Source organism: Rhizobium changzhiense, assembly GCF_013087625.1.
Lineage (GTDB): Bacteria > Pseudomonadota > Alphaproteobacteria > Rhizobiales > Rhizobiaceae > Rhizobium > Rhizobium sophorae.
In genome coordinates this window covers 517,581-544,512 of the sequence record NZ_JABFCQ010000002.1, presented here as the reverse complement: position 1 = coordinate 544,512, position 26,932 = coordinate 517,581, and the positions used below count along the sequence as shown (strand labels likewise).

Sequence of the window (26,932 nt, the reverse complement as noted above, 5' to 3'; positions counted from 1 at the left end):
CCCGACGAGATCGAAAATCATGAACAAAACTACTCTTTCCGCAGGAACGATGCTCCTCGCCAGCGTGCTGATCGTCGGCTCCGCCACCGTGACCCTTGCAGCCTCGCAGGACTACGAATTCCAACCTGTTTCGACCGATGGGAAACAAGGCCAGGGATCGCTCGTGTCCGTCCGCCTCGTTGACAAACGCACCGGCAAGCCGGTTCCCGACGCCGTCATCTTCACCACTCGAATGGACATGGCTCCGGAAGGCATGGAGATGATGACGACCCCGGTCGAGGCTGCTTCCTCGACGGAGCCGGGCGTCTACGTCTTCAGGACCAACTTCACCATGGCGGGCGGCTGGCGTTTCAAGCTCGCCGCCAAGGTCCAGGGCGAACCTGACACAGTTCAGGGCGAACTCGTCCTGAAGGCAGCCCCTTGAACACGCCATCTCGTGTGGCAGCCACGCTCTCCCTCGCCGTATTGCTCGGCGGGGGAGGCTATTGGGCTGGCACGAACGATCTTGGCGCGCGGCTTGGCCTTCACGTCGTCGAGCCGGCTTGCGCTACGCCCGAGGCTTCCATGACCGCCCCGAGCGGCGCGGTCATCTACTACCGCCATCCCGACGGACTGTCCCGGTTCTCTGCATCGCCGAAGAATACCGACGATGGCCGACCTTTCGTCGCCGTCAGGGAAAGCGAAGACGTCAGCTTCAGCGACACCGCCGCCAAGCCAAACAAAACGGTGGAGGCAGCCGAAACCGGCGCGAAGCCGGCGGAGCGCAAGATCCTCTACTACCGAAACCCGATGGGCCTACCGGACACCTCCAAGGTGCCGAAGAAGGACTCGATGGGTATGGATTACATTCCTGTATTCGACGGCGACCAGGGTGACGCTTCTACCGTGAAGGTCTCACTCGGCAAGCTGCAACGCACGGGCGTGAAGACGGCCACCGCGGAGATGGCCAGCATCACCCGTAAAATAGAGGTGCCGGGGACCGTCGCTTTGGACGAACGTCTCGTCAGCATCATCTCGATGCGAACGGATTCCTTCGTTGACGATGTCGCCGATGTCACCACGGGCGACCATATCCGCAAGGGCGAGAAGCTCTTCCGCTTCTATTCCAGAGAGATCGCGACCGCCGCGTCGGAATATGCCGCAGGCAGGAGCGATGCCCGTGGCAACGGCGACGCTGGTTCGGCGCTGCGACTGAAGAACCTCGGCGTCCCGCAGGAGGTCATCGATAGCGTAGCGAACACCCGTCAGGTGCCGCCGAGCATCAGCTACGTCGCCCCGCGCGACGGCATTATTCTCGAACGCATGGCAACGACCGGGATGATGGCCAAACCGGGCGACGTGCTGTTCCGCATCGCCGACATCTCCAATGTCTGGGTGGTGGCTGACGTGCCGGAATACGATCTGGCCTCCATCCGCAACGGAGCCGAGGTCACCGTCACTGTCAGGAGCCTTCCCGGCAAGTCGTTCAACGGGGTGGTCGACCTTATCTATCCTCAGGTCGATATGCAGATGCGGACGACCAAGGTCCGTATCGAGCTTCCCAACCCGGATGGCGTGCTGCTGTCCAACATGTATGCCGAGGTCGAGATCGAGGCGGGGGCGCCGAAGCCCGTCGTCGCCGTCCCGAACAGTGCCGTCATCGATACCGGCGACCGCCAGGTCGTCTTCATCGACAAGGGCGGTGGGCAATTCGAACCAAGGGACGTCAAGCTTGGCGTGCGCGGCGAGGACCAGACGGAGATCACCAAGGGCGTGGCAGCCGGCGATAAGGTGGTGGTTGCCGCCAACTTCCTGCTCGACGCCGAAAGCAACCTCAATTCCGCGCTGAGCGCCATGACCGAGGAGGCCAAGCCATGATCTCGCGCGTCATCTCGTGGTCCGCCCACAATTTCGTGTTGATTTTAGTCGGGGCGGCGCTCGCCGTCGCGGGCGGCGTTTATGCCCTGCGGTCCCTTCCCCTCGACGCCATCCCAGATCTCTCCGACATCCAGGTCATCGTCTACACCGAATATCCCGGCCAGGCCCCGCAGGTGGTCGAGGACCAGGTGACCTATCCGCTGACGACCTCGATGCTGACGGTGCCGAAATCGAAGGTCGTCCGCGGCTTTTCCTTCTTCGGCGTCTCCTTCGTCTATGTCATCTTCGACGATGGCACCGATCCTTACTGGGCGCGAAGCCGCGTGCTGGAATATCTGAACGCCGCGCAGAGCCGTCTGCCACAAGGCATCACGCCGACACTCGGCCCTGACGCGACGGGCGTGGGCTGGGTCTATCAATATGCGGTTGTCGCCAAGCAATTGTCGCTCGCCGAACTGCGGTCGCTACAGGATTGGGTGATACGCTTTGCCGTCTCCAAGTCCGAAGGCGTCTCGGAAGTCGCGAGTGTCGGCGGCTTCGTCAAACAGTATTCGATCGTCGTCGATCCGGCCCGGCTGAAGGCGCAGGGCGTCACGCTCTATGACGTGGCCAATGCCGTGCGCGCCAGCAACACCGACGTCGGTGGCCGCACCGTCGAACTGTCAGAATTCGAGTTCATGGTGCGCGGGCGCGGCTATCTCGAGGGCATTCCCGATATCGAGAACATCGTGCTGAAGAGCCAGAACGGCGTGCCGCTCAAGCTGAGCGACGTCGCCAGGGTGGAACTCGTTCCCGACGAGCGACGCGGCATCACCGAACTGAACGGCGAAGGCGAGGTCGCCAGCGGCATCGTGCTACAGCGGTTTGGTGCCAATGCGCTTAAGGTCATCGACAACGCCAAGAAGAGCCTGGAGTCGATCAAGAGCAGCCTACCTGATGGCACGGAGATCGTTCCCGTCTACGACCGCTCGACACTGATCGAGGCGGCCATCGAGACGCTGAAAGGCACGCTGGTCGAGGAATCGATCGTCGTCGCGCTGGTAACGATCGCCTTTCTTCTTCACGTGCGCAGTGCGCTGGTCGCCATCATCATACTGCCCGTCGGCATTCTGATGGCCTTCATCGCCATGAAGCTACTTGGCATTGGCGCGAACATCATGAGCCTTGGTGGCATCGCGATTGCCATCGGGGCGATGATCGACGCGGCGATCGTCATGATCGAGAACGCTCACAAGCATCTCGAACGCGCGCCGCCGGACAAGCCCCGCATCAACATCCTGGTCGAGGCGGCGAGCGAAGTCGGCCCGGCGCTGTTCTTCAGCCTGCTGATCATCACCGTGTCGTTCCTGCCGATCTTCACGCTGGAATCGCAGGAGGGCCGCCTGTTCGGCCCGCTCGCCTTCACCAAGACCTTCTCGATGGCGGCCGCCGCGCTGCTGTCGGTGACCTTGGTGCCCGCGCTGATGATCCTCTTCGTTCGCGGCTACATCGTCCCCGAGCACAAGAATCCCCTGAACCGGTTCCTCATCTGGATCTATCGCCCCGTCATCTCGGGCGTGCTGCGGGTGAAGACGCTGACCATACTGGCGGCACTCCTGATCCTTGGGGTCACCGTCTGGCCCGTCCAGCATATCGGTAGCGAGTTCATGCCCAATCTCGACGAGGGCACGCTGATGTACATGCCGACCACCTTGCCCGGCATATCGGTCACCAAGGCGGCGGAACTGATGCAGACACAGGACCGCATCATCAAGTCCTTTCCCGAAGTGCAAAGCGTCTTCGGCAAGGCCGGCCGTGCGCTCACGGCCACCGACCCGGCGCCGACGGAAATGTTCGAGACGATCATCACCCTGAAGCCGAAATCCGAATGGCGACCGGGAGTGACCACCGACAGCCTGAAGCAGGAGATGGATGCCGCCCTGCAGTTCCCCGGCGTCTCAAATGCCTGGACCATGCCGATCCGCGCTCGCATCGACATGCTGTCGACCGGAATTAGGACGCCCGTCGGGGTCAAGGTCTATGGCACCGATCTCGGCGAGATGGAGAAGATCGCCCGCCAGATCGAGACCGTGCTGAAGGCGATCCCCGGAACGTCGAGCGCCTATGCGGAGCGGGTGATCGGCGGCTACTACCTCGACATCGTTCCAGATCGGGCGGCGCTCGGCCGCTATGGACTGACCATCAACGATGTCCAGGACGTCGTCGGCATGGCTCTCGGTTCGGAGGTCGTCACCCAGACGGTGGAAGGCCGCGAGCGATATGGCGTGGCGGTTAGATATCCGCGGGCGTCTCGAAGCGATCCGCAGTCCATCGCCAGGGATGTGCAGATATCCTTGCCGGGCGGCGGAACCGTTCCGCTCGGTGAGGTGGCGGACGTCAAGCTGACCCGCGGGGCGACGACCATTCGCACCGAGAACGGCCAACTTGCCGTCTACATCTACGTAGATATCGCCAATCGCGATCTCGGCGGATATGTGGCGGAAGCCCAGCAGGTGGTGGCCAAGAGAGTGACAATGCCGCCAGGCTATTCCGTCGCCTGGAGCGGCCAGTTCGAATATCTCGAACGGGCCAAGGCGCGGCTGGCCGTCGTCGTTCCCTTGACGCTGGCGCTGATCTTCCTGCTGCTCTACCTGAACTTCAAGGCGCTGACAGAAACCATGATCGTCATGCTGTCCCTGCCGTTCGCGCTGGTGGGCGGCATCTGGCTGATGTGGTGGATGGGCTTCAACGCCTCCGTCGCGGTCGCCGTCGGCTTTATCGCGCTTGCCGGGGTCGCCGCCGAAACCGGGGTGATCATGCTGATCTACCTCGACCATGCCATGAAGGAGCAGCGCGAAGTCTCCGAAAAGGAAGGCCGCGCCTTCTCGAGGCTAGATCTCAACAGAGCGATTATGGTCGGTGCGGTCGAGCGCGTTCGGCCGAAGATGATGACGGTGGTCGCCATCATGGCCGGTCTCGTTCCCATCCTCTGGAGGACGGGTACTGGCTCGGAGATCATGCAGCGCATTGCCGTGCCGATGATCGGCGGCATGGTATCGTCCACGCTGCTGACGCTGATCGTCATTCCGGCTGTCTACGGATTGATAAAGGGATGGGGGCTGCCTGCGACGGCTGCCACCTACAAGTCCATCGCCGAGCACAGCGAGCGCAGTCTGCTGATCGGCGCTCCTGAATGGTGATGCTTGAAACCGGCGTTACATTTTCCACTCTTTGTGAGAGGCGCTCGCTGACATTGGACGCTCTTCATTATTCTGTTCGCATAGCGCTCAGCCAAGTTCTTGGGCGAGTCCGATGAGAAGCCCTCCAGGCCCGCGGATGTAGCAGAGCCGATAGGTATCTTGATAGTCCACTACTTCGCCGACGAGCTGCGCGCCGCGCTTGCGGAGCCTCTCAAGCGTCTCGTCGATGTCGTCCAGGGCGAACATGACGCGGAGGTAGCCTAGAGCGTTGACCGGGGCATTGCGGTGATCCGCGACGGCAGGCGGCCTGAGGAAGCGGGAGAGTTCGAGCCGGCTGTGGCCGTCCGGCGTGCGCATCATGGCAATCTCGACGTGCTGATCGCCCAGTCCAGTGACACGTCCAGCCCATTCTCCTTCGATCGCAGCCCGCCCTTCGAGCTCGAGGCCGAGGTCGCGAAAGAAATCAATCGTCTCTTCGAGGTCATCGACGACGATTCCCACGTTGTCCATCCGTTTGAGCGCCATGTGTCCAATCTCCCAATCGACAAGGTGTCGTCTAGCATCGACGTCAGCAGGACATTGGCAGTCGGTGCAGACTGTCAAGACAAGGCTCCGGTTCTTCCGCTGCATAGCCTTCATCAACCAGTGCTAACGGCCAAGATCGCAATCCGGTTGTCCAATCGGTTCTGCGTCGATATCGGGCAAGGCGGACCACTTGGTTTAGCGCATGACCCCGAAAATCGGATTCGATTTTCGGGAAGGATTATGCGCACACTCAAAGTGCCTGCGCGTCCTATTGGACACGCGGCGCTCCAGTGTGCAGCCGGAATGTCGCACCGGCTCCATGCGATGTCGGTGTGCTGCACGGATTCGAAACCGACCTCGCTTAAGCTTGCATCCTCGTATTCAGAAGGCGCACCCATGTTTCTCTCGGTATTCGATGTCTTCAAGATCGGTGTTGGGCCGTCGAGCTCGCACACGATGGGTCCGATGTCGGCGGCCAACCGGTTTCTCGAGCTGATCCTCTCGAACGAATGGCCGCGCCCGTCATCGGGCGCGCAGGTCACAGCCATCAAGGTCAGCCTGCACGGCTCGCTCGCCCATACCGGGATCGGCCACGGCACGGGCAGGGCTGTCATTCTCGGGCTGATGGGCGAAGCGCCCGACAGCGTCGATCCCGACAGAATGGACGGCATCGTCGACGCCGTGGAGCGCACCGGCCGCATCACGCCGGAGGGCCATCCCGCCTATCAGTTCCAGCCGAAAACCGACCTGATCTTCGACAAAAAACAGTCGCTGCCCGGCCATGCCAACGGCATGGTCTTTTCCGCCTATGACAGGGACGGCCGGCTTCTCGTCAAGCGCATCTATTATTCGGTCGGCGGCGGCTTCGTCGTCACCGACACCGAGCTGGAGCAGATGCGGGCGAAGAAGAACGCGCCCGGCGGCACGCGTGTGCCCTATCCCTTCTCCACCGCCAAGCAGATGCTCGAGATGGCGGAGCGCTCGGGGTTGTCGATCGCCCAGATGAAGCGGGCGAACGAGGAGAGCCAGCGCAGCCAAGAGGAGCTCGACCAGGGGCTTGACCGGATCTGGGAGGCAATGCGCTCCTGCATCGAACGCGGCCTCAAGGTCGATGGCATCATGCCGGGTGGTCTCAACGTCAAGCGCCGCGCCCGCAGGATTCACGACAAGCTGGAGGAGGAGTGGCGCAGCAACCGCATCAACCCGCTGCTCGCCAATGACTGGCTGAGCGTCTATGCGATGGCCGTCAACGAGGAGAATGCAGCCGGTGGGCGCGTCGTCACGGCGCCGACCAATGGTGCTGCCGGCGTCATTCCGGCGACGATCCGCTATTATGAGCATTTCCACGAGGACTGGGACCAGAACGGCATCCGCGACTACCTGCTGACGGCCGCCGCCATCGGCGGCATCATCAAGCACAATGCCTCGATCTCGGGCGCCGAGGTCGGCTGTCAGGGCGAAGTGGGGTCGGCGGCTGCGATGGCGGCCGCGGGCCTTGCCGCCGTCATGGGCGGCACGCCGGAACAGATTGAAAACGCCGCCGAAATCGCGCTCGAACATCATCTCGGCATGACTTGCGATCCGATCGCAGGCCTGGTGCAGGTTCCCTGCATCGAACGCAACGCGCTCGGCGCCGTCAAGGCGGTCACCGCGGCCTCGCTCGCCATCAAGGGCGACGGCCAGCATTTCGTGCCGCTCGATGCCTGTATCGAGACCATGCGCCAGACCGGCCATGATATGAGCGAGAAATATAAGGAAACCTCGACCGGCGGTCTTGCCGTCAACGTCGTCGAATGTTGAGTTTGTGGATGCCGGATGCTTGGTGCTTGACGCTCGCTGCCAAAAGGATTTCAACGGCAGCATGGCATTGCATCTCATCAAACTCTGTGTCGGCGCCGACTCGATAGACGATCTGCGTGAATGGGTGGCGGAACGCTCGCTGCGTGCCATCGCCGCCGGGCTCGAGCCGCATTCGGTCCATACGACGCGCATGGCGCCGAAACGGATGGAGGAGCTGCTTGACGGCGGCTCGCTCTACTGGGTGATCAAGGGGCAGGTGCAGGCGAGGCAGAAGCTGCTCGACATCGAGACCTTCACCGACGGCGAAGGCATTTCGCGCTGCCGCCTGATGCTCGGCCCTGAGGTCATCGAGACGGCTGTGCAGCCGAAGCGTCCCTTCCAGGGCTGGCGTTATTACACCGAGGACGACGTGCCGCGCGACCTGACAAGCCTTGGCGCCGGTATTGCCGAAATGCCCGCGGACCTTCGCCGCGAGCTTACGGACCTTGGTCTGCTCTAATCCCCGAAAAGCGAAGCGATTTCCGGAAAGGTTCATGCGTGGATTGAACGTCCCCGTGCGTTGAAAGGACGTGCGGCACGCTGCAGTTCAGCGCAGGCGCAGCTGCACCGGCGCGCTGCCATCCGGCGAGGTCACATGCAGATGGATGCGGGCTTCGGGCTGGGAATAGCGCCAGGCGCGGGCACCATGGCACAGCAGCAGATTGATAAGGTCCCGGGTCTTCGGAGACTTCGCCTTCGGCCTCTGCAGGCCGATTTCGGCGAGGCGCAAAGCCGCCTCGTGCAGCGGATGCAGGGATGAGCGCCCCTTGGCTGCCGTGCGGCGGTCTGAAGGCATTCCCGGAACATTCTCATTGATTGCCATTGTTTTCCCCGTACGCAATACTGATCGAGTTCAAGAACGGTGGCCGGAAACGCAAACACCGATTCCGGCCGTCACCGATGCCGCCGGCCATCTTGCAGGCAGCATCGAATAGCTCATTGGGCAGCCGCCCAGCACTTGATGCCGGCCCTTTTCAAGGCCTTGCAGGCGTTGACGGCGTCGCGCTGATCGTCGAAGCCGCCGAAGCGGGCGCGGTAAAGCTGGTCACCACCAGCGGCGTAGGCGACCGCGAAAGGCTTTGCCGAGGCCAATGCCTTGCCGCCCTTGCTCTTGGCGCCCTCCAGGAGATCCATGGCCATCTGCCGGCTCGGCGAGATGCCGACCTGCACGACCCAACCTGCCGGGCCATTGCTGGTTGAAGCAGCGCGAGTCGGGGAGGGAGTGGTCGAGGCGGTTGTGACGTTATCGACCGACGTATCGCCCTGTTCCGACGGCACAGATGCAGGCGTCGGCTTTGGTGCGGCGACCGCTGCCTGTTGCTTGAAGGTCATGGTCTTGACCTTGGTGGGCGCCGGCATCGGCTGTGCTACCAGCGGATTGTCGGATTTCGGTGCAGCGGCCTCGGCATAGGCGACCTCGGTCTCGGCGACCTGATAGCGCGCATCCGGCAGCGGGCCTTTGTGCGGCAGGCTGAGATCGGCAGCGGCGGCCGAAACGGGCGGCTGCGCTGCGGTGATGGTCTTCGCTACTTGCTGAGCCTTCTGGGGCTGGACCGGAACCGGCGTCACGATCATTGCCGGGGCAGGGGCTGCCTGGGCGATCAGCGCCGACGATCCGCCGCGGCTCGATGCCTTCGGCAGATAGGTGGCGATCAGATTGCGCATCTGGGCATCGCGGGCAGGCGTCGAGGCACCACCCATCACGACGCCGACGATCGACTTGCCGTCCACCTGCACCGAGCTTACCAGATTGAAGCCGGCCGCCCGCGTGTAACCGGTCTTGATGCCGTCGACGCCACGCACCGAACCGACCAAGCGGTTGTGGCTACGGATCGTGCGGCTGCCGAACTTGAAGGCGCGGGTGGAGAAATAGCCGTAATATTGCGGAAAATGCTGGCGAAGGGCGATGCCGAGGCGGGCCTGGTCGCGCGCCGTCGTCATCTGCGCCGTATTCGGCAGGCCGTTCGCATTGCGATAGGTGGTGCGCGTCATACCGAGCGCATGCGCCTTGGCGGTCATCAGCTGGGCGAAGCGATCCTCGCTGCCGCCGCCGAGCATTTCGCCGAGCGCGGTTGCGGCATCATTGGCCGACAGAGTGACGAGACCGAGAATGCCTTGTTCGACGGTGATCGTACCGCCGGCGCGCACGCCGAGCTTGGTCGGCGCCTGGGCTGACGCATGGGCGGAGAAGGGAACCGGCGTATCGAGGCGGATGCGACCCTGCTCCAATGCCTCGAAGGTCATGTAGAGGGTCATCATCTTGGTCAGGGAGGCGGGGTACTGCAGCCGGTCGGCGTTCTCACTGTAGAGAACGTTGCCGGTCTTGGCGTCGACGACGATGCCTGCATATTTCGGATTTGCCGCTTCCGCGTCGGCATTCACCGAATCGACCATGACGATCGTGACGGCCACCGAAAGGATCGCCAGCAGCCTTGCGAAAAAACTGCCGGATCGGGGCGATGATACGGAGGAGACTGACCTTGACACTATTCCACTCTTCGCTTGCATTTCAGATATTTGGCACTTCAGATTTTGGCAGGAACCGCACACCTCCCGCCGCACAGCTCGTCTTCTAAAATTACCGGTTGGGCGTTACCAATCCGTTTATGATGAATCGTTTATTTCGCCGTTCGTGGAGCATTTCAGGGACTTGTTGCAGAACGGTTCACAAGACGCGCGTCTACAAAGGTGCGGATAGCGGCATCAATATGTTCCCAATCGTCGAGATGGCTGCTTGAGAAGCGGTAGAGAACGCTGAGATCCCGACCGACCTTGATATCGCGCTGACAGTCTCCGCCCGCCGCCTTATCCGGGGCTGACGGCAATATGCAGCGCACGACGTAATCCGGCCCGCCCTTGACGGGCGCCGTCAGCAGCACCTCGTCGCCGTAACCCGCATCGGCGCGAAGACGGTGCAGCGTCAGCCCGTCGCGGAAGGGCTCCGCAGGTCCTTCGAGCAGATGCGAATAGATCGGCTCCAGCCGCCCGGACATGTCGCGCGACATGGTGCTCTGGGTGAGCTGCAGGAAGATCAGCCCGGAGGATTGGGTGATATCGTCGAATCGAAGGTGGTTTTCCTGGCCGTAACCCTGCATTTCCGGCCAGGCGAGGTAGAGATCGACGCGCTCGGCGGCGCCTTCATGCCTTTGACTCGGGAAGCGGATGGCATTCTCGGGGAGTTTCACGGTGTCGCGGCCGATGGCCAGCTTGATTTCAGCCGTGCTGTCGGTGTTGCCGGCGAGCGAGATATGCCTGCCGAACCAGCGGCCGCCGATGCTGATGGCAACAGTCAGGACCGCCAGGACTGAGATCACCGCCATCGTGCGGAGGAGAAACCCCATGGAAAGAAGCGGCTGCTCGTCGGGTGCGCTGTGCGCGGCATGGCTCATGGCGGTTCTTCGGGTTTCGGTCCGCCGCAGGAAGAACATGAGCCGCCGGTGCCGATGATGAATCTCATCACCATGATCGGACCGGCAAGGTTAATAATTCGCTAAGATGTTGATGGGTAAGGCTTGAAAAGGGGCGAGCGAGCCGTTCCCGGGACAGCGGGAACGGCTCTTGGGCGCCGGTCGGGGACGGGATGCGGGGACTGACCGGGCCGCAGCTGCAACCGGCAATGGCCGGCAGGCTGTGCTTACTTGACGCTACCGACCGCGACAGCGCGGCCGTCCTGAAGCTTCGACCAGCGGGCCGGATCGTCGGCGGACTGGCGCTTTAGATAGGTGTATTCGGTATCCGACCACAGCAGCACCTTGTTGCGCATATTGTCGAGGATGAAGTCGCCATGATCGGTTCGAACCGTCAGCACGGCATGGCCTTCGCCATTCGGCTGCAGCACGACGGTGATCAGCGTGTCGGACGGCGAGAAACCGTCATCGATCAGCATCTTGCGCTTCAGCAGGGCATAATCCTCGCAGTCGCCGACGGTGCGCGGATAGGCCCAGCGCTCTTCGACCCCGTAGATCTGCTCATCCGTCATCGGCTGGATTGCCGAATTGACGGTGTAGTTGACCTTGAGAATTTCCTTCCAGCGATCTTCGGTGAGGATCGCCGGTCCGGCATCGCCGCCGACTTCAACACATTCCGTCGGATTAGCCTTGCAGAATTCGTAGTGTCCGATCGGCGGGCTGGCATTGCCTGCAAGGGCCATGCTGGCGGGCATCGCCTGTCCCGAACCCGCCATTGTCATCATGATGGCACCGGCCAGAAGGCCGCCTTTCAGGATGTTCGTAGTTGTCATTGCCGTCTCCCCGTAAGTTGAGGTGACAATGGCACAGACGTTTTTATCTCACGCAAAATTACGCAATAGAATTAAAGGCTTAGTTGATTCAAATACCGATAAAGCTTGGCTAAAAACAGATTCGAATGCGCATAAAATTCGATGCGGATTTGTCGCGAATTCGCTTAAAATTTTAATCCACACAACAAGGCTTTCGCCCGCAAAAAGGTTGCGCTGCCGTCGTCATGTTAAGGATTTTCGTTGAGCCGGATAAATTCCGGCTGCCGGCAGGCGATCTGCAGCGACGTGGGCCTGGCCATCGATGCCGCCGGAATTGACCGAGTCGGCCGACCCAAAAGCAGAATATCTTTCAGATCGCCGGTGTGGGCGGGAAAATTATTTTTGCTAAATATCGCGAAATCGATCGGTGGCGGCGACGATCGCTGCGCTCATTTCCGGATTTGCGGTGGAATGGGCAGCATGCGCAAGGATGCTGAGCTCGCTTTGCGGCCAGGCGCGGGCGAGTTCCCAAGCGGTGACGAGCGGCGCCTCAATGTCGAACCTTCCCTGCAGCAGGATACCGGGGATGCCGCTGAGCCGTGCGGCATTCTTCAAAAGTTGGCCGTCCTCCAGCCAGGCGCCGTTGGTGAAGTAGTGGGTGATGATGCGGGCGCGCGTCAGCAAATAGGCCGGGTCGGCCCAGCGGCGCGGCCGGCCTTGGGGATCGGCGAGCAGGATCGAGGCCGCCTCCCAGTCATGCCAGTCACGCGCCGCCTTGAAGCGCGTCTCCGAATTCGGATCGTTGAGGAGACGATGGTAGGCGGCAACCATGTCCTCGTCCTGTTCCTGCCTGCCAGGAGGAACCGCCTGGCGGAAACGGTGCCATTCTTCCGGAAAGAGCGGCGCCACGCCGCGATAGAGCCAGTCGATTTCCGAGCGCCTTGTCGTGGTCACGCCCGCGATGACGATCGCAGCAACTCGCTCCGGATGGGTTTCGGCATAGGCGAGTGCCAGCGTCGAACCCCAGGAATTGCCAAAAAGCAGCCAGCTGTCGATGCCGAGACAGGACCGCAGCCGCTCGATATCGGCAACGAGATGCCAGGTGGTGTTGAGCGAGAGATCGGTTTCGGGATCGGCAGCACTCGGCAGGCTGCGGCCGCAATTGCGCTGATCGAACAAAATGATTCGATAGGCGTCGGGATCGAAGTAGCGTCGCACCGCGGTCGAACAGCCGGAACCAGGGCCGCCATGCAGCACCAGCGCCGGCCGACCCGCCGGATTGCCGCAGGTCTCCCAATAGATCAGATTGCCGTCGCCCGTATCGAGCTGACCATGATCATAGGGTTCGATTTCGGGATAAAGATCTGACATGGGCGCACCTGCAATCGAGGCGGGCCCTTATCCATTATATCCGTGACGAAGGGATGACGGGCGAGGCATTCGCGAGGCCAAAAAACTGCACATTTTTCCCCAACCTCATTGGGTGCCGATCGGTGTCGCAGCTTGTTCCACTCATAATATTATCTACCGACTGGGTGGAACGACTTGCGACAGGTTTCGCGCGTGCTTTCCAAAGCCAGATTCGTTGCCGCTTGCAAAGCTCTTGCCGTGAAGTGCCGGCTTTTCAACACGACCTGACCGGGCGCACGCCGGACCTGGCAACCGCGTTCGATGGAAGTTCGTCGAGAATTGCGCCCCTCCACCGAATCCCGGCAAGGCAGCGCCATTTTCCGCAGCTGTTAAAGGAATTCGCGCAGCGTCTCGCGGGACTGGATCGACAGGAATTCGATCGCCACGCCTTCGACGAAATGGCGCACGACGCGACCACGCATGTTGCCGAGGCGCACGGCCGTTCCGATCGACGGGCGCATCTCGACGTCGACGGCAGCGCCCGACAGCGAAAGGTCCATGATGCGGCAGGAATAACGCGTGCCGTCTTCAAGCGTCAGCTCGGTCTTCGTGTCGCGTGGCGTCAGACGGTCGTGGCGGCGATCCTCGGGCAGGCCGAGTTCATGCTTGTTGGCAAGCCAGGTGAGCTGGGCCGCGAGCTTCTCGCGTTTCCGGTCGGTGGCGTTGATCGACATGGTGAAGCCACGGCCATCGATCGTCTGGACATAACCTTCGACGCGGCCGAGATGGTCGATATAGGCGACGACGCGTTCGTTGGCGCGCGGCCGGCCGAGGCAGGTGACGTACATATCGCCAGGCGACATGTCGATCACCATGCATTCGAATTCCTCGTAGTTCGCAAGCATCAGCCGGCCCTGCATATTGATGGGCACGCGCTGGAAAACGCCCTGTTCAGGGCGCGGCGCAGGTCGTTGCGTCTGAGCTGGCTGGAACGAGTGCATCAAAGGGCTTCTTCATGAAAATCGCAGAGACCGATCTTTACCCACAATCCATTAACAGAAGGTTGTTTTGCCCGGTCCGCATATAGCGGAAAACGAGTATGCCCGATGTGCCGAAACGGGACCGTCAGCGCGCCTCCACGCTCAGCAGCTGCGACACCATGCGGCGCATGACCTGCCCGAAATGGGTGCTTTTGCCAGCGACGATCCTGTTGATGGGGCGCAGTTTGGCCGGTGCTGGCTTGTCGAATTTTCCGGGCAGCAGCCGGCTGCGGTCGAGCGCCAGGAATTCGAGCGGTACGATCTCCAGCCAGCTCGCGGCCGCCGCCGGCGCGATCGCGCCGAGCAGCCGGTCGCAGGCGCCGTCCGACGAACGCAGCGGCATCATGAGAATCTCGAAGGAGGCCTGATGACCGACGGTGCTGTAGCCGGTGGCGTTGAACAGGGCCGGCATGGCATGGTTCATGACGCCCATCGCGGTGCGTTCGATGTCCGCGAGCTGACCATTTGCCCAGAGAGACGAAAAACGTTCGCCGCGCAAGTCACGCCCAAAGAGATCACAGATGCGGGTGCCCGCGAGCCGGAAGCAGATATCTCCGCCCTCGCGCGTCTCCAGAATAAAGAGACTTTGAAGAAGATGGGGGACGGCGGAGGGGTCGACCTGTGATTTCAGCGGCGCATCGGCAGCGCCGCGGATACGGTTCCAGTAGTCAAAAATCTCGATGGTCGTTTGTAGCCGCATTTCACACCAACCTGTCCCATTCCGGAGCATTTTCGGGCAGTCATTGCCCGTACAGGCTCTACCTTGCGGGTTTCATGCCAAATCGCGGCGGTTAAGGTTAAGAGATGGTTTCGGTTGAGATGCGATGCCCGTCGTGAGACTGTCCTGCCATCGCTTCGACTTTCGAAGTTCAGCACAACCTGCCCGGGCCGAGGCCTTTTCCTGGAGCTCAGGGTCACGCCGTCCGGCACTTCGGACGGCTTTTTTTTTGACAGTCGCTCCTGTATGGCTGTGGCCTCAACGAGGCAAAACACAGATGAATGAGCAGTCGGCCGAGTCGCATAAGGCGCCCGAACCTCCCGAGGTCCAGCCGCCGGCACGGCCACCGCGCGAACCGGTCTTCAACCTTCCGCCGGCGCTGTTCTTCAGCCTTTGCCTGCTGGCCGTCATCTATGCGGTGCAGGAGCTCCTGCTGTCCGATGACGCGCTGAACTGGCTGTTCTTCACCTTCGGCTTCGTGCCCGCCCGCTATGTGATTCCGCTTTCGCAGCAGGGGCCGGAGCTGTTCTGGACGCCCGTCACCTATTCGCTGCTGCACGGCAGCGTCCAGCATATCCTCTTTAACGCCTTCTGGCTGATGGCCTTCGGCGCGCCGGTCGTGCGTCGCATCGGGACGCTGCGTTTCTTGCTCTTCTGGATTTTTTCCGCCGTCGCTTCCGCCGCCGTGCACGCGGTGCTGAACTGGGGGGACGTGTCGCTGCTGATCGGCGCGTCGGGCGTCATCTCCGGGCTGATGGGCGCCGCCTGCCGATTCGCCTTTCCGGCCGAACGTCGGCCGATGCTGCCTGCGCATCTCAATCCCCGGCTTTCCATCTTCGAGGCGCTGAAGAGCCGCACCGTCATCATCTTCATGCTGCTCTGGCTGGTCGGCAACGCGCTGATTGCGGTCGGCATCCCGCTCGTCGGCGACAGCGACCAGGCGATTGCCTGGGACGCGCATATCGGCGGTTTCGTGTTCGGCTTCTTGCTGTTTTCGCTGTTCGACCGGGCGCCGCGCCCACCGGTGATGGAACCTGACGGAACCGAGAAGGATATGTTGCAATCCTGAGCCGGGCGGTGCACGATTGACCTATCCGCGCTGGGGGGAGAAACCGCCGCGGATGCCTGTGACAAGTGTTTCACGGACATAGGAGGTTCGAATGACCAGTTCAGTTAAAGCAATCCTCGACCTGAAGGGCCGGGACGTCATCACTGCCGCGCCGAGCACCACCGTCGCCGAGGCGGCCGCCATCCTCAGTAAGAAGAAGATCGGCGCCATCGTCGTCGTCGGCATGGAGAATCGGATTTCGGGGATGTTCACCGAGCGCGATCTCGTGCATGCGATCGCCAAACACGGCAAGGAAGGCCTCGACCAGCCGCTGGCCCAGGTCATGACCGCGAAGGTCTACCGCTGCCATGAGGAGACGACCGTCAACGAGCTGATGGAGCTGATGACCAGCCGCCGCTTCCGTCACGTGCCGGTGGAAAGCAACGGCAAGCTTGCCGGCATCATTTCGATCGGCGACGTGGTGAAATCGCGCATCGCCGAAGTCGAGCGTGAGGCCGAGGAAATCAAGGCCTATATCGCCGGCTGAGGTTTTCGCCGCTTGGGCTTTTGTCGGCGATAGCCTCGCGAAGCCAGGTGCTGTCGCAGGCTTTATCGGCCATGCCATGACGACGTCGGCTGGCAGATCGCGCGCGGAAATGTCTGTGCGATCTGCGTCGGCTCGGCTCTGAGTTGTAGGTGCCTCGTTCTGTTAGAACGGATAGTGCTGGGCAGCGTCCTCAATGGTTATCCAGCGTAGATCGGTGAACTCCGCGATCGCGGCTTTCCCTCCGAAGCGTCCGTAGCCGCTCCCCTTCACACCACCGAAGGGCATCTGCGCCTCGTCGTGAACGGTCGGCCCGTTGATATGGCAGATGCCCGACTCTATGCGGGCCGCAACGGCCATCGCCCTTTGGACATTGCGGCTGAAGACCGCGGCGGACAAACCATACTCGGTGTCGTTTGCCACCTGGATTGCCTCCTCTTCGTCGGCCACTCGGATGATCGGCTTAACCGGCCCGAAGGATTCCTCGGAATAGATCCGCATCTCGCGGGTGACGTGATCGAGCAGCGTCGCCTCGACGACGGTGCCGGTGCGCTTGCCGCCCGCGACGAGCTTTGCGCCCTTGGCCTCGGCGTCTGATATCAGTGCTTCCATCTTCTTGGCGGCGTCGAGACTGATGAGCGAGCCGAGGACTACGTGTCCCCGGGGATCGCCGGCCGGCAATTGGGCCGCGCGCGCTGCAAGCTTGGCAGCGAACTCATCGGCAATCGCCTGGTGCACGATGATGCGCTCCGTCGACATGCAGATCTGCCCCTGATGCAAGAAAGCGCCGAAAACGGCGGCATTGACCGCGCCGTCGATGTCGGCATCGTCCAGAACGACGAGCGGCGCCTTGCCGCCGAGTTCGAGCAGGGCGGGTTTCAGGTGTTCGGCGGCAAGTTTGGCGATGATCCTGCCGACCTTGGTCGACCCGGTGAAGTTGACCCGCCTTACGGCCGGATGAGCGACGAGTGCTGCAACGATCTCCGCCGCGTTTTCGGGCGCATTGGTGATGACATTGATGACGCCGGCCGGCAGGCCTGCCTCCGTCATGGCCGTGGCAATCAGCCGATGTGTGCCCGGGCATTGCTCGGACGCCTTGAGGACGACGGTGTTGCCGCAGGCAATCGGCATTGCAATTGCGCGCGTTGCCAGGATGACGGGCGCGTTCCAGGGGGCAATCGCCAGGCAAACGCCGACTGCTTGGCGAACGCCCATGGCCAGCGCGCCGGGCTTGTCGGAGGGAATGATTTCGCCGACGATCTGGGTTGTCATCGCGCCGGCCTCCCGCAGAATATTGGCGGCAAGCATGACGTTGAAGCCCGCCCACGGTGCGGTGGCTCCGGTTTCCTCCATCATCAATCTGGTGAATTCTCCAGCCTTGGATTCCATGATCTCCGCCGCCTTCGTCAGCAATGCGCGGCGCTGAGTGGGGCCTGTCTTTGACCATGCCGCAAATGCAGTTGAGGCGGCTTCAACTGCAGCAGCGACGTCCTCAAGTCCGGCGGCGGATGCGCGGCTTGCAAGCCGTTCGGTAAAGGGGTCGAAACGATCGTAGGTTCTGCCGCTTGCGGCGGGACTATCTGCGCCGTTGATGAGAAGGGGAATGTTCATAGAAGCTTCCTGTTCGACATTGAAATTGCTGATCAAGCGGATGTCTGCGAAACGGCGGTGCTTTCGTATTCTGCCGCTGCATCGCGGTTTCCAGCATTTTGCGCCTTAGCCAAGCGGTGGACAAGCAGCAGGCTGGCCAGGCCGCCGAGAATGGCGATCGGCACGATGCCCAGCAGAACTTCAGTCGCGGACTTTCCGCCGGCAACGAGCGCGCCGGCAAGGAGCGGGCCGGCGACGGAACCAAGGCGGCCTGCCGCGACCGCAAATCCCACCGCCGTGCCGCGCACTTCCTGCGTATAGCTTTGCGGCGCGAGACCGTAGAGGATTGCCTGTACGCCGATGATCGTACCCCCGAGAAGCACGCCCGAGACGATAGCCAAGGCAAGGTTGTTCGGCAGCAGGGCGACACCGAACAGTGCGGCGACAAGCAGGCCGTAGCTGAGAATGACCGCGCGGCGGCGATGAATGCCGTCGAGCGCATTGCCGACCATCAGGCTTCCGGCCGCGCCGCCGATGTTGAAGACGATCTGGACTATTCCGGCGTCATATTTGCTGAAGCCCTTGGCGACCATCAATGCCGGCAGCCAGTTCAGCAGGAGATAGAGAACGAGGAGCGAGAAGAAGAAGCCAAGCCACAGAAGCAGCGTCGTCTGCCAGCTCGAAGGACCGAAAATGGATCTGAACGTGGTGCTGATATTTGCCTCGTCGCCATGGTCCCGCGCGACTTTCAGGTCCGGCAGCGACAACAAGAGTACGGGCACGAGTGCAACGGGTAAAATGCCACCTATGACGAAGATCGATTCCCAGCTGTCATGCAGTCCGAGGATCGAGACCGCACTCGCGATCGCGCCGCCGATCGGAATGCCGGCGTACATCAGCCCGACGGCCGTGCCGCGCCGTTCGCGTGAGAGCGCCTCGGCCGCGATTGCCACAAGATTTGGGAGCGCTCCACCCAGGCCCACACCTGTGAGGAAGCGCATAAGGACCAGAGCGGGAAAAGAGCCGACCAGAGCGGTGCCCAAAGAGAACAGGCCAAACGTCAGGAGCGACACTATCAGCCCGGTTCGTCTGCCAAATCGATCGGCAATTCGCCCGCCGACAATGGCGCCGAAGATCAACCCGAACGTGGCGGAAGAGAAGAAGAGGGCCATCTGACCCGGTGCAAGGCCAAGCGCAGGCGCGAGTTTCGGCGCGGCAACACCTGCGGCCTGGATATCGAAACCTTCGATCATCGCGGCGCAAAAACACAGTATCAGCACCTTGTAGCCGCTGGTTTGGAGACTTATTCCACGCGCAGATTTTCCCATTTTATCCTCCCTGAGAAAATACCAACCGGGCATGAGTGATCCCTGTCTGAACAGCCCGGTTCAGCCAAAGTCGAACGACAGTTTCGTATTCCGTTAACGTTGCGCGGCCAGCTCTTCCGGCTTCGCACTCGCGTGCCGGGCATGCGGGATATTGCCGATCCGATCCGGTTCCGGGTTTTTCCCGAGCGCCAGCCGCCGCAATTCACGTTTCAGGATCTTGCCTGCGCCGTTGCGCGGAAGCGCATCGATCAGAACAAATTCTTTCGGCACCTTGAACCGGGCGATCAATGCGGAACAGTGGGCGGCGAGATCGACTGCGGATGCAATCGCACCATCGTGGAGGACGATATAGGCGCACCCGACTTCGCCCCAGCGTTCATCGGGAATGCCGACGACCGCTGCCTCCTTGACGCCGGGGTGTTCCATCAGGGCCGCTTCGACCTCGGCGGGATAGACGTTCTCGCCACCTGATATGAAGAGGTCTTTGCGGCGATCGACGACCGTCACGTAGCCGTCGGCATCCGCCTTAGCGAGATCGCCGGTCTTCAGCCAGCCATCATCCGTGAAGGCGCGGGCGTTTTCGTCCGGGCACGCCCAATAGCCCGCGCTGACGTTTGGACCGCAGACGAGAACTTCACCGACTTCGCCGGCCTGGGCATCGAGACCGTTGTCCGCGAGGATCCGAAGTGACATGTCCGGCGGCGGCAATCCGACCGATCCGGCCTTCTCCGCAATGATGGCCCGATCCAGCGGCATCCCGAGCAAAGTGCCGGCCTCGCTCATGCCGTAGCCATCGACCATCAGGACATTCCGATCGAGCCACCAGCGGATATTTGCCGGAGGATTGGGCGCGCCGCCAGTAAACAGCGCCTTGAGGCTCGCCCATTGCTCCGGATGAAAATTCTCCGCCTTTCGCAGCGCGTCGGCCATTTGCGGGACGCAGAAATAATGGGTCACTGCGAATGCCGCGTCCGCCAGGCGATCATTGGTCGCGACGGGGTCGAACCCTCCGGAGATCAGGACGGTGGCGCCTTGCAGGAAGGGCGCCTGTATGCTCGTGACCAGTCCAATGACATGAAACATCGGCGTGTCGCAGAGAAAGACGCTCTCCTGAGAGACCTCGCCGAGGACACCGAAATTGACCGCTGTCGCGAACATATTTCGGGCCGACAGCATCACGCCTTTCGGGCGCCCTGAGGTTCCTGACGTATAGAGTAGAACTGCGGGAGAATCGGCAGAGATCGTCGGCCGGGCCGCCTTCGGTTTCGCTTGCGCAACCGCAGTGACGAAGTCAGCCATTGCGAGCGTGCGTGCGCCCTTTATCGACACCTGCGAGACCGCATCGCCAAAAACAAACGAAGGTTTGCAATCGAGCAGGATCTGCTCTTGCTCCGTCATCGAAAGGCGCCAATTGATCGGCACGAAGATGACGCCAAGGCGCATCGCCGCCTGCTGAAGAATGATGAAATCGGCGCTGTTCCTGGCGACCGCCGCGATACGCTCGCCACGTGCGACCTGATAGATGTCCGACAGCACGAAGGCGGCCCGGTTGACCGCGTCATTCAACTCCGCGTAGGTCCAGCGACGCCCGCTCGATAAATCGACGCAGGCGAGGGCGCCCGGGCGCAAACTGGCGTGCAGACGTACCGGGTCCGGTGCTTTCCACTCCGTCATAGGTTCTCCTCCCATCCCAGCGCTTTCCCCGGCGCGGGATATGCTCAGCGGCAGCGATCAGGATGCTTGCCGCGTCTTGTCATAGGCGCCCAGCCCAGGTTTGTAGGTCTTCTCATCGATGAACTGGTGAATGCCTTCCTTGCGGCCTTCATTGTCGAAATAGTTCGCCGCCTCCTGCGCCCGCACCAGATAGTCCTCGGCGCTGTCGTAGGTCATCTCGGCGACACGGCGAAGCGCATCCTTGGTGGCCTTCAGGGCGACCGGATTTTTGCTCAGCAACACGTCTGCAACCTGCTTTACACGGGTTCTCAACTCGGCAAGCGGAACGCTCTCGTTGACGAGTTTCCATTCGGCAGCCTTTTTGCCGTCGATCAACTCGCCGGTCAGAGCGTGATACATGGCGTCCCGCATCGAAAGGAGATCGGCGACCACTTTCGTTGCACCGCCGCCGGGCAAGATTCCCCAGTTGATCTCCGACAGGGCGAACTGAGCTTCATCCGCGGCAAAGGCGAGATCGCAGGAGAAGAGCGGCCCGTAACCCCCACCGAAACACCAGCCATTGACCATGGCGATCGTCGGCTTCTGATACCACCGCAGCCGGCGCCACCAGCCATAGGCCTCCTGCTGAGATTTCCGCACCGCCCCAAGGCCTTTTTCCTCGCTTTCGCGGAAGTATTCCTTGAGATCCATTCCGGCCGACCAGGCCGTTCCCTCGCCGGAGAGCACGAGCACACCGACGTCGTCGCGATATTCAAGCTCCTCGAGGACTTCCATCATGCGACGGTTGAGCGAGGGGTTCATGCAGTTGCGCTTTTCGGGGCGATTGAACCGCACCCACGCAATATTATCGACGACGTCGAAGGCGACTGGATCATCAGCCAAGCGCATTCTCTTCTCCTGTGTCCGAATAAGGTGTCTAATTCGCAGAAGACCTGCCTAATCCGAGGCAGCAGATCTCAGCTTGTATTCCAAATGCCCGCGTCACAGCTGCCCTGACAGAATAGCTTCGTCGGGTTTTCGGCTGCGTCGGGCGATGCAGTTGGCACGGCAATACAGAGTGATATCGTCATAGCAGTCATGCTATTCATCCGATCGCGTTGGTGGTTTACCGCAGCGATAATTGCTATATGGCATAGCAATATTGAAATTGCAAGTGACAAGGCGGATTTAGTTGAATGGGACCTACAAAGAGCAAGACGAAGGCGACAAAAGGACAACTACCGCAGCAGTTGGAAGACTATGTCGGCTACCATTTGAGGCGCGCTTCGGCTCTCAACATGCAGGACATCACCAATGCTCTCGCAACGGTTGGACAACGACCAAGCGGCTTCAGCGTTGCCTGCATTATCAATGAGCAGCCCGGGATAACGTCGGCGGAGATCTGCCGGATGCTGGGGCTGCAGCGTGCAAACATCGTACCGCTCCTGGATGAGCTTTCAGGCCCCGGATACATTAGCCGGGTCGACGACGAGAGGGATAAGCGCGTTCAACGCCTGTATCTAACCGACGCGGGATATGAGGCTCTGGAAACTTGGCACGACATCGTTTTCAGTCACGAAGAACGTGTCCTGGCAAATCTGTCGCCGTCGGAGCGAGACTTGCTCCGGGAATTGCTGGCTAAAATCTGGAATTAAACTTCTAGGGGTGGTTGGCGTAGACTTCCTGCATGCGTTGGATCTCGGGGAGCCGGGCTCTGGCTTCCTCGTAGCCGCGTTCGATCGCTTCGCCCGCCCGGTGGAATTCGGAAAGGCCGATGTAGCTGAGACGCGGCTGCAGCGAAATATCTGGCGGATCGCCGGCAAGGCGGGCGCGGGCGATCCGGTCCTGGATGATGTTGAAGGCCTGCACCATGACGCCGGTCATGCCGAGGCGCGCATAGGGCGCCTCTTCCTGTTTCTGCACTTCCTGGGCCGACAGGCTGGCATTGTGCCGGACGACGGCCGAGCGGCCGTAGAGATCGTAATTGAGATTGACGGCGACCACGAGCGGCTGCTCATAGGCGCGGCAGACGGAGACGGGGACGGGATTGACCAGCGCCCCGTCGACCAGCGTGCGGTGATTGCTGCGCACCGGCTCGAAAATGCCGGGCAGGGCATAGGAGGCGCGCAGCGCCGTGATCAGCGAACCATTGGCAATCCAGACCTCATGGCCGGTATTGACCTCGGCCGCGACCGCGACGAACGGCCGGTCGAGATCCTCGACGTTCAGGCCTTCGAGATGTTCCTGCATACGCTTGGTCAGCCGCATGCCGCCAAAGAGGCCGCTGCCGCCAATCGTAAGATCGAGGAGACTTGCGATGCGGCGCATCGTCAGCGAGCGCGCGAAACTTTCGAGTTCATCGAGTTTGCCGGCGAGATAGCAGCCGCCGACCAGCGCGCCGATCGAGGTGCCGGCAATCATGCCGATCTCGACCTTTGCCTCGTCGAGCGCGCGCAGCACGCCGATATGAGCCCAGCCGCGGGCAGCACCGCCGCCGAGCGCCAGGGCGATCTTGATTTTCTTGACAGGCGCGGGAGGCGGGATCGTCGCGAGTGTTGTCGACATGCCGGAACCGGCACCTTCGCCCTCGGAGCTTTGACGATGCAAACTCCAGCTCAGCATGGCGTTCTCCCCTCCCAACAGAACACTTGGTTCCCGATAGTCTGCCCGATCGGTTTCCAAATGGTATATAGAGGCGGTTTTTGGCGCAATAAGGGGCAAATGCCCGGGACGCGCTATTTTCCGTAAACGTCCGCGGGATCGAATTGGCGCTCGTCATCGACGATATCAAGCATCGGCTTTCCGTCGCGAAGGGTGATCGTCCGGTAGAAACACGAGCGGCGGCCGGTGTGACAGGTGGCGTCGTGGCCGGCGACCTCGACCTTCAGCCAGATGGCGTCCTGATCGCAATCGGTGCGGATTTCCTTCACCGTCTGGAGATTGCCTGACGTTTCGCCCTTCTTCCAGAGCTTGCCGCGCGAACGGCTGAAATAGTGGGCCGTGCCGGTCTGGATGGTCAGCGCCAGCGCCTGGGCGTTCATATGCGCCACCATCAGCAACTCGCCGTCACCGGCGTCGGTGACGATCGCGGTGATCAGGCCACGGTCGTCGAAACGCGGCGTGAAATCACCGGCGTCTTCCAACGCCGACTTGTCCTCGGATGGTTGATTGAAGATCAGTTGACTCATCGCGGCCCTCCTGAGGGAGCCGGTATCAGCGGCTCCGCACCATGGTCATGAAACGGGCCTGATCGGCCGGCTCGGTCTTGAACGTTCCCGTAAACGTCGTCGTCAACGTGGTCGAGCCCTGCTTCTGAACGCCGCGCATCGCCATGCACATATGTTCGGCCTCGATCAACACCGCGACACCGCGCGGATTAAGCGTATCGTCGATGGCCCGGGCGATCTGCGCGGTCATCGTTTCCTGCGTCTGCAGGCGGCGGCCATAGATCTCGACGACACGGGCAATCTTCGACAGGCCGAGCACGCGCCCGTCCGGCATGTAGGCGACGTGGGCCTTGCCGATGATTGGAACCATGTGGTGTTCGCAATGCGAGTAGAACGGAATATCCTTGACGAGAACCATGTCATCGTAACCGGCGACTTCTTCGAAGGTGCGACCGAGCACGTCTTCCGCCGCCATGTCGTAACCGGAAAAAAGCTCGCGGTACGATTTGACGACGCGGGCCGGCGTTTCGAGCAGACCTTCACGCGTCGGGTCGTCACCGGCCCAGCGCAGCAGAACGCGAACGGCTTCCTCCGCCTCCTGCTGGGAAGGGCGATCCGAGTCGCGGTTCGTCTGCGGAAAATTCTTTACGATGGCGTCCATGAACAATGGTCTCCTGGTCCGCACCGCGGACCCATCTGTCGGAATCGCCACTGGTCAATCCCATGCGGGAATTCATGCACCTTTGGCAGGCTCCGGGGCTTTCAGGGCAAGTTCGCCCGTCCGGCACGGTTTCCCAATCAAACTTACACCAGGCCATTGCATTTTCATGGCCTTCGAACGACATACATATAGGAAGACGGCCATCGTATGTAAGTATCCTCACACGACACGGTGTGTTTTTTGTTTTGACGACAATAACGCCCCCAGAGAGGCCGATCCGCAGCGATTTTGGAGCGGAAATCCAGCATGGACGATATCTACAACAGCAAAATCCTCGAATTCGCCGGCAATATTCCGTTGACCGGCATGCTTGATGATGCCGATGCGAGTGCCCAGGCCCATTCCAAGCTCTGCGGCTCGAAGGTGCGGATCTGGCTGAAGATGGATGGCGACACCGTGACCGGTTTTGCTCATGACGTGAAGGCCTGCGCGCTCGGCCAGGCCTCGTCCTCGATCATGGCGCGCCACGTCGTCGGCGCCACGTCGGACGAACTACGCCAGGCCCGCCAGGACATGCTCGCCATGTTGAGGGCGGACGGGGCGGGGCCTCATGGACGGTTCGAAGACATGCGCTATTTGTTGCCGGTGCGGGACTACAAGGCCCGCCATGCCTCGACGATGCTGACCTTCGATGCCGTCGTCGACGCGATCGGGCAGATCGAGGCGAAACGGGCGGAAATTGTCGAGGCGTAACGGAGATGTGCGAGTTCTGCGCCCAGCAGACTGACGATGAGGACGACGGCGGTGCCGCCGGATCAGCAAAGCCGCGCGAAAAGGCCGCACGCACCTCCCGCAACTATACCGGTCCGTTCCGCAAGACGCCCGACCGCCTGCTCGGCATGGGGCTGATCCGCCTCTACCAACTGACGCTTTCCGGCTTTGTCGGCAATTCCTGCCGTCATATCCCGACCTGCTCCGAATATGGCTACGAGTCGATCGCCCGTCACGGCCTTTGGGCCGGCGGCTGGATGACGCTGTTTCGCGTCGGCCGCTGCGGCCCGGGCGGCACCAGCGGCCTCGACCAGGTGCCGGAGATGCTCGGCGACGGCTTCCGCTGGTGGACCCCTTGGCGTTATCTCACCCTCGGACGCAAGAGAGGCTGACGGCCATGACGATGCCCCGCGAATACAGGCGTGCATCGGAGGACTTCGACGGTTATCTCGATGATGTGAGAGCCGATACGTTGATCGACAGCCGAAACGTGGTCTACACGATGACCCAAGGGGTCTTTCAGACGTTCCGCCGCCGCCTCGATGTCGCAGACGCGCTCCGGTTTGCCGATGTGCTGCCGCCTGTGCTGCGCGCGATCTTCGTCGCCGACTGGAATCCCGACGAGGCCAAACGGTCTTTCGAGGATCGTGTGGCGATGACGCGGGAGGTGCGGACACTGCGCAGTGACCATAATTTTGCCCCCGACACTGCCATCCGAGACGTGGCGATGGCCGTTCGAAAACATGTCGACGCCGCCGCATTCGACAGAGTGCTGAGGACCTTGCCCGACGGCGCGGAGGAGTTCTGGCAGCCATGAGCACCTTCATCGCCCTTCTGCACAGCATTGTCCTGACGCCCGACCGCCGCGTCATCATGCAGGATTTGCGCGCACTTGCCGAAGAACTCGGTTATCGCGAGCCGCGCACGCTGGTTTCCACAGGCAATCTTGTCTTCGAGGCCGACGAGATGCGGCCGCACGAAGTCGAGACCCATCTGGAAGAGGGTTTTGAAGAAAAGTTCGGCAAACATGTCGATATCATCGTGCGTAGCGACTGCACCTGGATGGCGCTTTGCAGCACCAATCCCTTCAAGGACGGCAATGGCGACCAGGTCATCGTCCGGGTGATGCGTCTGCCGGTCGATCCCAAGAAGGTGGAGGCACTGAAACCGCTGATGACGGAGGGACAGCGCATCGCCGTCGTCGGCGGCGATCTCTGGATCGATTTCGCCGGCAAGCCGAGCCAATCCAAGCTGCTTTCGGCGCTGACGACCAAGCGGCTCGGCGTCGGTACGATGCGCAACTGGAACACCGTGCGCGGCCTGACTGAAATGATTATATAACCCCGCTTTTTCTTTACTCAGACAGCAAATCTGGCTATCAGGCGGCTGCGCATTCAGCTCCGCGGAGGCGCGTTCGTGTCAACCACCCGCATTCGTTGGCGG

Annotated in this window: 27 protein-coding genes; 12 read left to right on the top strand and 15 right to left on the bottom strand. The window is 61.5% G+C overall.

Annotated elements, in window-relative coordinates; translation table 11 throughout:
• Window positions 1-49: 49 nt before the first annotated feature.
• Genes G9X68_RS12040 through G9X68_RS12030 form a run of 3 tightly spaced genes read left to right on the top strand, consistent with a single transcriptional unit; the run spans window position 50 to window position 5,036 of the window.
• Window positions 50-424, top strand: coding sequence for a FixH family protein (locus G9X68_RS12040; RefSeq protein WP_171603060.1), 375 nt, complete (start codon window positions 50-52; stop codon window positions 422-424).
• Window positions 421-1,857 carry an efflux RND transporter periplasmic adaptor subunit gene (locus G9X68_RS12035; protein ID WP_206679699.1) on the top strand — a complete coding sequence of 479 codons (1,437 nt, stop codon included), beginning with the start codon at window positions 421-423 and terminating at the stop codon, window positions 1,855-1,857. The genes G9X68_RS12040 and G9X68_RS12035 overlap by 4 nt, the downstream gene beginning before the upstream one ends.
• Window positions 1,854-5,036, top strand: coding sequence for an efflux RND transporter permease subunit (locus G9X68_RS12030; protein WP_171602548.1), 3,183 nt, complete (start codon window positions 1,854-1,856; stop codon window positions 5,034-5,036). Before G9X68_RS12035 ends, G9X68_RS12030 begins: the two co-directional genes overlap by 4 nt.
• Before the next feature lie 87 nt (window positions 5,037-5,123).
• On the opposite strand, the gene G9X68_RS12025 is transcribed toward G9X68_RS12030, so the two are convergent.
• Window positions 5,124-5,561 carry a VOC family protein gene (locus G9X68_RS12025; protein ID WP_171602547.1) on the bottom strand — a complete coding sequence of 146 codons (438 nt, stop codon included), beginning with the start codon at window positions 5,559-5,561 and terminating at the stop codon, window positions 5,124-5,126.
• A gap of 396 nt (window positions 5,562-5,957) precedes the next feature.
• On the opposite strand from G9X68_RS12025, the gene G9X68_RS12020 reads away from it, so the two are divergent.
• Both G9X68_RS12020 and G9X68_RS12015 read left to right on the top strand, forming a co-directional pair.
• Complete coding sequence (locus G9X68_RS12020; RefSeq protein WP_171602546.1) at window positions 5,958-7,361, top strand: L-serine ammonia-lyase; 1,404 nt, start codon at window positions 5,958-5,960, stop codon at window positions 7,359-7,361.
• Between the two features lie 61 nt (window positions 7,362-7,422).
• Window positions 7,423-7,860 (top strand): DUF1489 family protein, encoded by a 438-nt coding sequence (locus G9X68_RS12015; RefSeq protein ID WP_003559632.1) that lies wholly within the window; start codon window positions 7,423-7,425, stop codon window positions 7,858-7,860.
• A gap of 87 nt (window positions 7,861-7,947) precedes the next feature.
• Here the strand turns inward: G9X68_RS12015 and G9X68_RS12010 are convergent, their stop codons facing one another.
• From G9X68_RS12010 to G9X68_RS11980, 7 genes are all read right to left on the bottom strand, one after another.
• Window positions 7,948-8,223, bottom strand: a complete 276-nt coding sequence (locus G9X68_RS12010; RefSeq protein ID WP_131718531.1) for a hypothetical protein — start codon at window positions 8,221-8,223, stop codon at window positions 7,948-7,950.
• Between the two features lie 113 nt (window positions 8,224-8,336).
• Window positions 8,337-9,908, bottom strand: coding sequence for a serine hydrolase (locus G9X68_RS12005; protein ID WP_171602545.1), 1,572 nt, complete (start codon window positions 9,906-9,908; stop codon window positions 8,337-8,339).
• 134 nt (window positions 9,909-10,042) lie between these two features.
• Window positions 10,043-10,828, bottom strand: coding sequence for a hypothetical protein (locus G9X68_RS12000; RefSeq protein WP_171602544.1), 786 nt, complete (start codon window positions 10,826-10,828; stop codon window positions 10,043-10,045).
• Window positions 10,829-11,034: 206 nt separating this feature from the next.
• Window positions 11,035-11,640 carry a transglutaminase-like cysteine peptidase gene (locus tag G9X68_RS11995; RefSeq protein WP_171602543.1) on the bottom strand — a complete coding sequence of 202 codons (606 nt, stop codon included), beginning with the start codon at window positions 11,638-11,640 and terminating at the stop codon, window positions 11,035-11,037.
• Window positions 11,641-12,024: 384 nt separating this feature from the next.
• Window positions 12,025-12,990: a prolyl aminopeptidase gene (gene pip / locus G9X68_RS11990; RefSeq protein ID WP_171602542.1), complete on the bottom strand. Its 966-nt coding sequence runs from the start codon at window positions 12,988-12,990 to the stop codon at window positions 12,025-12,027.
• 368 nt (window positions 12,991-13,358) lie between these two features.
• Window positions 13,359-13,970 carry a PilZ domain-containing protein gene (locus tag G9X68_RS11985; protein WP_003539887.1) on the bottom strand — a complete coding sequence of 204 codons (612 nt, stop codon included), beginning with the start codon at window positions 13,968-13,970 and terminating at the stop codon, window positions 13,359-13,361.
• A 124-nt stretch (window positions 13,971-14,094) separates the two neighbouring features.
• On the bottom strand, window positions 14,095-14,739 hold the full coding sequence (locus G9X68_RS11980) for a PAS domain-containing protein (RefSeq protein WP_171602541.1): 645 nt from the start codon (window positions 14,737-14,739) through the stop codon (window positions 14,095-14,097).
• Between the two features lie 265 nt (window positions 14,740-15,004).
• Between G9X68_RS11980 and G9X68_RS11975 the strand changes: the two genes are divergently transcribed.
• Together G9X68_RS11975 and G9X68_RS11970 are read left to right on the top strand one after the other, a co-directional pair.
• A complete protein-coding gene (locus G9X68_RS11975; protein WP_171602540.1) occupies window positions 15,005-15,796 on the top strand; it encodes a rhomboid family intramembrane serine protease in 792 nt (263 codons plus the stop codon).
• Between the two features lie 91 nt (window positions 15,797-15,887).
• Window positions 15,888-16,322 (top strand): CBS domain-containing protein, encoded by a 435-nt coding sequence (locus G9X68_RS11970; protein WP_003539882.1) that lies wholly within the window; start codon window positions 15,888-15,890, stop codon window positions 16,320-16,322.
• A gap of 162 nt (window positions 16,323-16,484) precedes the next feature.
• Here G9X68_RS11970 and G9X68_RS11965 read toward each other — a convergent pair whose 3' ends face one another.
• The 4 genes from G9X68_RS11965 to G9X68_RS11950 all read right to left on the bottom strand — a co-directional run bounded on the left by G9X68_RS11965 (window position 16,485) and on the right by G9X68_RS11950 (window position 21,799).
• Window positions 16,485-17,930 (bottom strand): aldehyde dehydrogenase, encoded by a 1,446-nt coding sequence (locus G9X68_RS11965; RefSeq protein ID WP_171602539.1) that lies wholly within the window; start codon window positions 17,928-17,930, stop codon window positions 16,485-16,487.
• A 32-nt stretch (window positions 17,931-17,962) separates the two neighbouring features.
• Window positions 17,963-19,237: a 3-(3-hydroxy-phenyl)propionate transporter MhpT gene (gene mhpT, locus G9X68_RS11960; RefSeq protein WP_171602538.1), complete on the bottom strand. Its 1,275-nt coding sequence runs from the start codon at window positions 19,235-19,237 to the stop codon at window positions 17,963-17,965.
• 93 nt (window positions 19,238-19,330) lie between these two features.
• The gene (locus G9X68_RS11955; protein ID WP_171602537.1) at window positions 19,331-20,911 is read right to left on the bottom strand and encodes an AMP-binding protein; all 1,581 of its coding nucleotides are present in this window, start codon (window positions 20,909-20,911) and stop codon (window positions 19,331-19,333) included.
• Between the two features lie 57 nt (window positions 20,912-20,968).
• Window positions 20,969-21,799: a p-hydroxycinnamoyl CoA hydratase/lyase gene (locus G9X68_RS11950; protein WP_171602536.1), complete on the bottom strand. Its 831-nt coding sequence runs from the start codon at window positions 21,797-21,799 to the stop codon at window positions 20,969-20,971.
• Window positions 21,800-22,086: 287 nt separating this feature from the next.
• Here G9X68_RS11950 and G9X68_RS11945 point away from each other — a divergent pair, with 287 nt between their 5' ends.
• Window positions 22,087-22,545 (top strand): MarR family winged helix-turn-helix transcriptional regulator, encoded by a 459-nt coding sequence (locus G9X68_RS11945; RefSeq protein WP_171602535.1) that lies wholly within the window; start codon window positions 22,087-22,089, stop codon window positions 22,543-22,545.
• Between the two features lie 4 nt (window positions 22,546-22,549).
• Here G9X68_RS11945 and G9X68_RS11940 read toward each other — a convergent pair whose 3' ends face one another.
• The 3 genes from G9X68_RS11940 to folE all read right to left on the bottom strand — a co-directional run bounded on the left by G9X68_RS11940 (window position 22,550) and on the right by folE (window position 24,718).
• Window positions 22,550-23,512 carry a patatin-like phospholipase family protein gene (locus tag G9X68_RS11940; RefSeq protein WP_171602534.1) on the bottom strand — a complete coding sequence of 321 codons (963 nt, stop codon included), beginning with the start codon at window positions 23,510-23,512 and terminating at the stop codon, window positions 22,550-22,552.
• Between the two features lie 113 nt (window positions 23,513-23,625).
• Window positions 23,626-24,078 carry a phosphoribosyl-AMP cyclohydrolase gene (gene hisI, locus G9X68_RS11935; protein ID WP_012757552.1) on the bottom strand — a complete coding sequence of 151 codons (453 nt, stop codon included), beginning with the start codon at window positions 24,076-24,078 and terminating at the stop codon, window positions 23,626-23,628.
• Between the two features lie 25 nt (window positions 24,079-24,103).
• Window positions 24,104-24,718: a GTP cyclohydrolase I FolE gene (gene folE, locus G9X68_RS11930; RefSeq protein ID WP_017960561.1), complete on the bottom strand. Its 615-nt coding sequence runs from the start codon at window positions 24,716-24,718 to the stop codon at window positions 24,104-24,106.
• A gap of 306 nt (window positions 24,719-25,024) precedes the next feature.
• Between folE and G9X68_RS11925 the strand changes: the two genes are divergently transcribed.
• From G9X68_RS11925 to G9X68_RS11910, 4 genes are read left to right on the top strand one after another with little or no spacing between them, the layout of a single operon-like run.
• Window positions 25,025-25,471 (top strand): iron-sulfur cluster assembly scaffold protein, encoded by a 447-nt coding sequence (locus G9X68_RS11925; RefSeq protein ID WP_171602533.1) that lies wholly within the window; start codon window positions 25,025-25,027, stop codon window positions 25,469-25,471.
• Between the two features lie 5 nt (window positions 25,472-25,476).
• Window positions 25,477-25,881, top strand: coding sequence for a membrane protein insertion efficiency factor YidD (yidD, locus tag G9X68_RS11920; protein ID WP_171602532.1), 405 nt, complete (start codon window positions 25,477-25,479; stop codon window positions 25,879-25,881).
• The gene (locus G9X68_RS11915) at window positions 25,878-26,306 is read left to right on the top strand and encodes a DUF2267 domain-containing protein (RefSeq protein WP_206679721.1); all 429 of its coding nucleotides are present in this window, start codon (window positions 25,878-25,880) and stop codon (window positions 26,304-26,306) included. Before yidD ends, G9X68_RS11915 begins: the two co-directional genes overlap by 4 nt.
• Window positions 26,303-26,830, top strand: a complete 528-nt coding sequence (locus G9X68_RS11910) for a DUF1697 domain-containing protein (protein WP_062944392.1) — start codon at window positions 26,303-26,305, stop codon at window positions 26,828-26,830. The genes G9X68_RS11915 and G9X68_RS11910 overlap by 4 nt, the downstream gene beginning before the upstream one ends.
• Window positions 26,831-26,932 lie beyond the last annotated feature (102 nt).

Bases quoted from the DNA above. Each gene is read 5' to 3' on its own strand.
- G9X68_RS12040 (WP_171603060.1), top strand. From the start codon at position 50: ATGCTCCTCGCCAGCGTGCTGATCGTCGGCTCCGCCACCGTGACCCTT.
- G9X68_RS12030 (WP_171602548.1), top strand. From the start codon at position 1,854: ATGATCTCGCGCGTCATCTCGTGGTCCGCCCACAATTTCGTGTTGATT.
- G9X68_RS12025 (WP_171602547.1), bottom strand. From the start codon at position 5,561: ATGGCGCTCAAACGGATGGACAACGTGGGAATCGTCGTCGATGACCTC.
- G9X68_RS12020 (WP_171602546.1), top strand. From the start codon at position 5,958: ATGTTTCTCTCGGTATTCGATGTCTTCAAGATCGGTGTTGGGCCGTCG.
- G9X68_RS12015 (WP_003559632.1), top strand. From the start codon at position 7,423: ATGGCATTGCATCTCATCAAACTCTGTGTCGGCGCCGACTCGATAGAC.
- G9X68_RS12010 (WP_131718531.1), bottom strand. From the start codon at position 8,223: ATGGCAATCAATGAGAATGTTCCGGGAATGCCTTCAGACCGCCGCACG.
- G9X68_RS12005 (WP_171602545.1), bottom strand. From the start codon at position 9,908: ATGCAAGCGAAGAGTGGAATAGTGTCAAGGTCAGTCTCCTCCGTATCA.
- G9X68_RS12000 (WP_171602544.1), bottom strand. From the start codon at position 10,828: ATGTTCTTCCTGCGGCGGACCGAAACCCGAAGAACCGCCATGAGCCAT.
- G9X68_RS11995 (WP_171602543.1), bottom strand. From the start codon at position 11,640: ATGACAACTACGAACATCCTGAAAGGCGGCCTTCTGGCCGGTGCCATC.
- pip (WP_171602542.1), bottom strand. From the start codon at position 12,990: ATGTCAGATCTTTATCCCGAAATCGAACCCTATGATCATGGTCAGCTC.
- G9X68_RS11985 (WP_003539887.1), bottom strand. From the start codon at position 13,970: ATGCACTCGTTCCAGCCAGCTCAGACGCAACGACCTGCGCCGCGCCCT.
- G9X68_RS11980 (WP_171602541.1), bottom strand. From the start codon at position 14,739: ATGCTCCGGAATGGGACAGGTTGGTGTGAAATGCGGCTACAAACGACC.
- G9X68_RS11975 (WP_171602540.1), top strand. From the start codon at position 15,005: ATGAATGAGCAGTCGGCCGAGTCGCATAAGGCGCCCGAACCTCCCGAG.
- G9X68_RS11970 (WP_003539882.1), top strand. From the start codon at position 15,888: ATGACCAGTTCAGTTAAAGCAATCCTCGACCTGAAGGGCCGGGACGTC.
- G9X68_RS11965 (WP_171602539.1), bottom strand. From the start codon at position 17,930: ATGAACATTCCCCTTCTCATCAACGGCGCAGATAGTCCCGCCGCAAGC.
- mhpT (WP_171602538.1), bottom strand. From the start codon at position 19,237: ATGGGAAAATCTGCGCGTGGAATAAGTCTCCAAACCAGCGGCTACAAG.
- G9X68_RS11955 (WP_171602537.1), bottom strand. From the start codon at position 20,911: ATGACGGAGTGGAAAGCACCGGACCCGGTACGTCTGCACGCCAGTTTG.
- G9X68_RS11950 (WP_171602536.1), bottom strand. From the start codon at position 21,799: ATGCGCTTGGCTGATGATCCAGTCGCCTTCGACGTCGTCGATAATATT.
- G9X68_RS11945 (WP_171602535.1), top strand. From the start codon at position 22,087: ATGGGACCTACAAAGAGCAAGACGAAGGCGACAAAAGGACAACTACCG.
- G9X68_RS11940 (WP_171602534.1), bottom strand. From the start codon at position 23,512: ATGCTGAGCTGGAGTTTGCATCGTCAAAGCTCCGAGGGCGAAGGTGCC.
- hisI (WP_012757552.1), bottom strand. From the start codon at position 24,078: ATGAGTCAACTGATCTTCAATCAACCATCCGAGGACAAGTCGGCGTTG.
- folE (WP_017960561.1), bottom strand. From the start codon at position 24,718: ATGGACGCCATCGTAAAGAATTTTCCGCAGACGAACCGCGACTCGGAT.
- G9X68_RS11925 (WP_171602533.1), top strand. From the start codon at position 25,025: ATGGACGATATCTACAACAGCAAAATCCTCGAATTCGCCGGCAATATT.
- yidD (WP_171602532.1), top strand. From the start codon at position 25,477: ATGTGCGAGTTCTGCGCCCAGCAGACTGACGATGAGGACGACGGCGGT.
- G9X68_RS11910 (WP_062944392.1), top strand. From the start codon at position 26,303: ATGAGCACCTTCATCGCCCTTCTGCACAGCATTGTCCTGACGCCCGAC.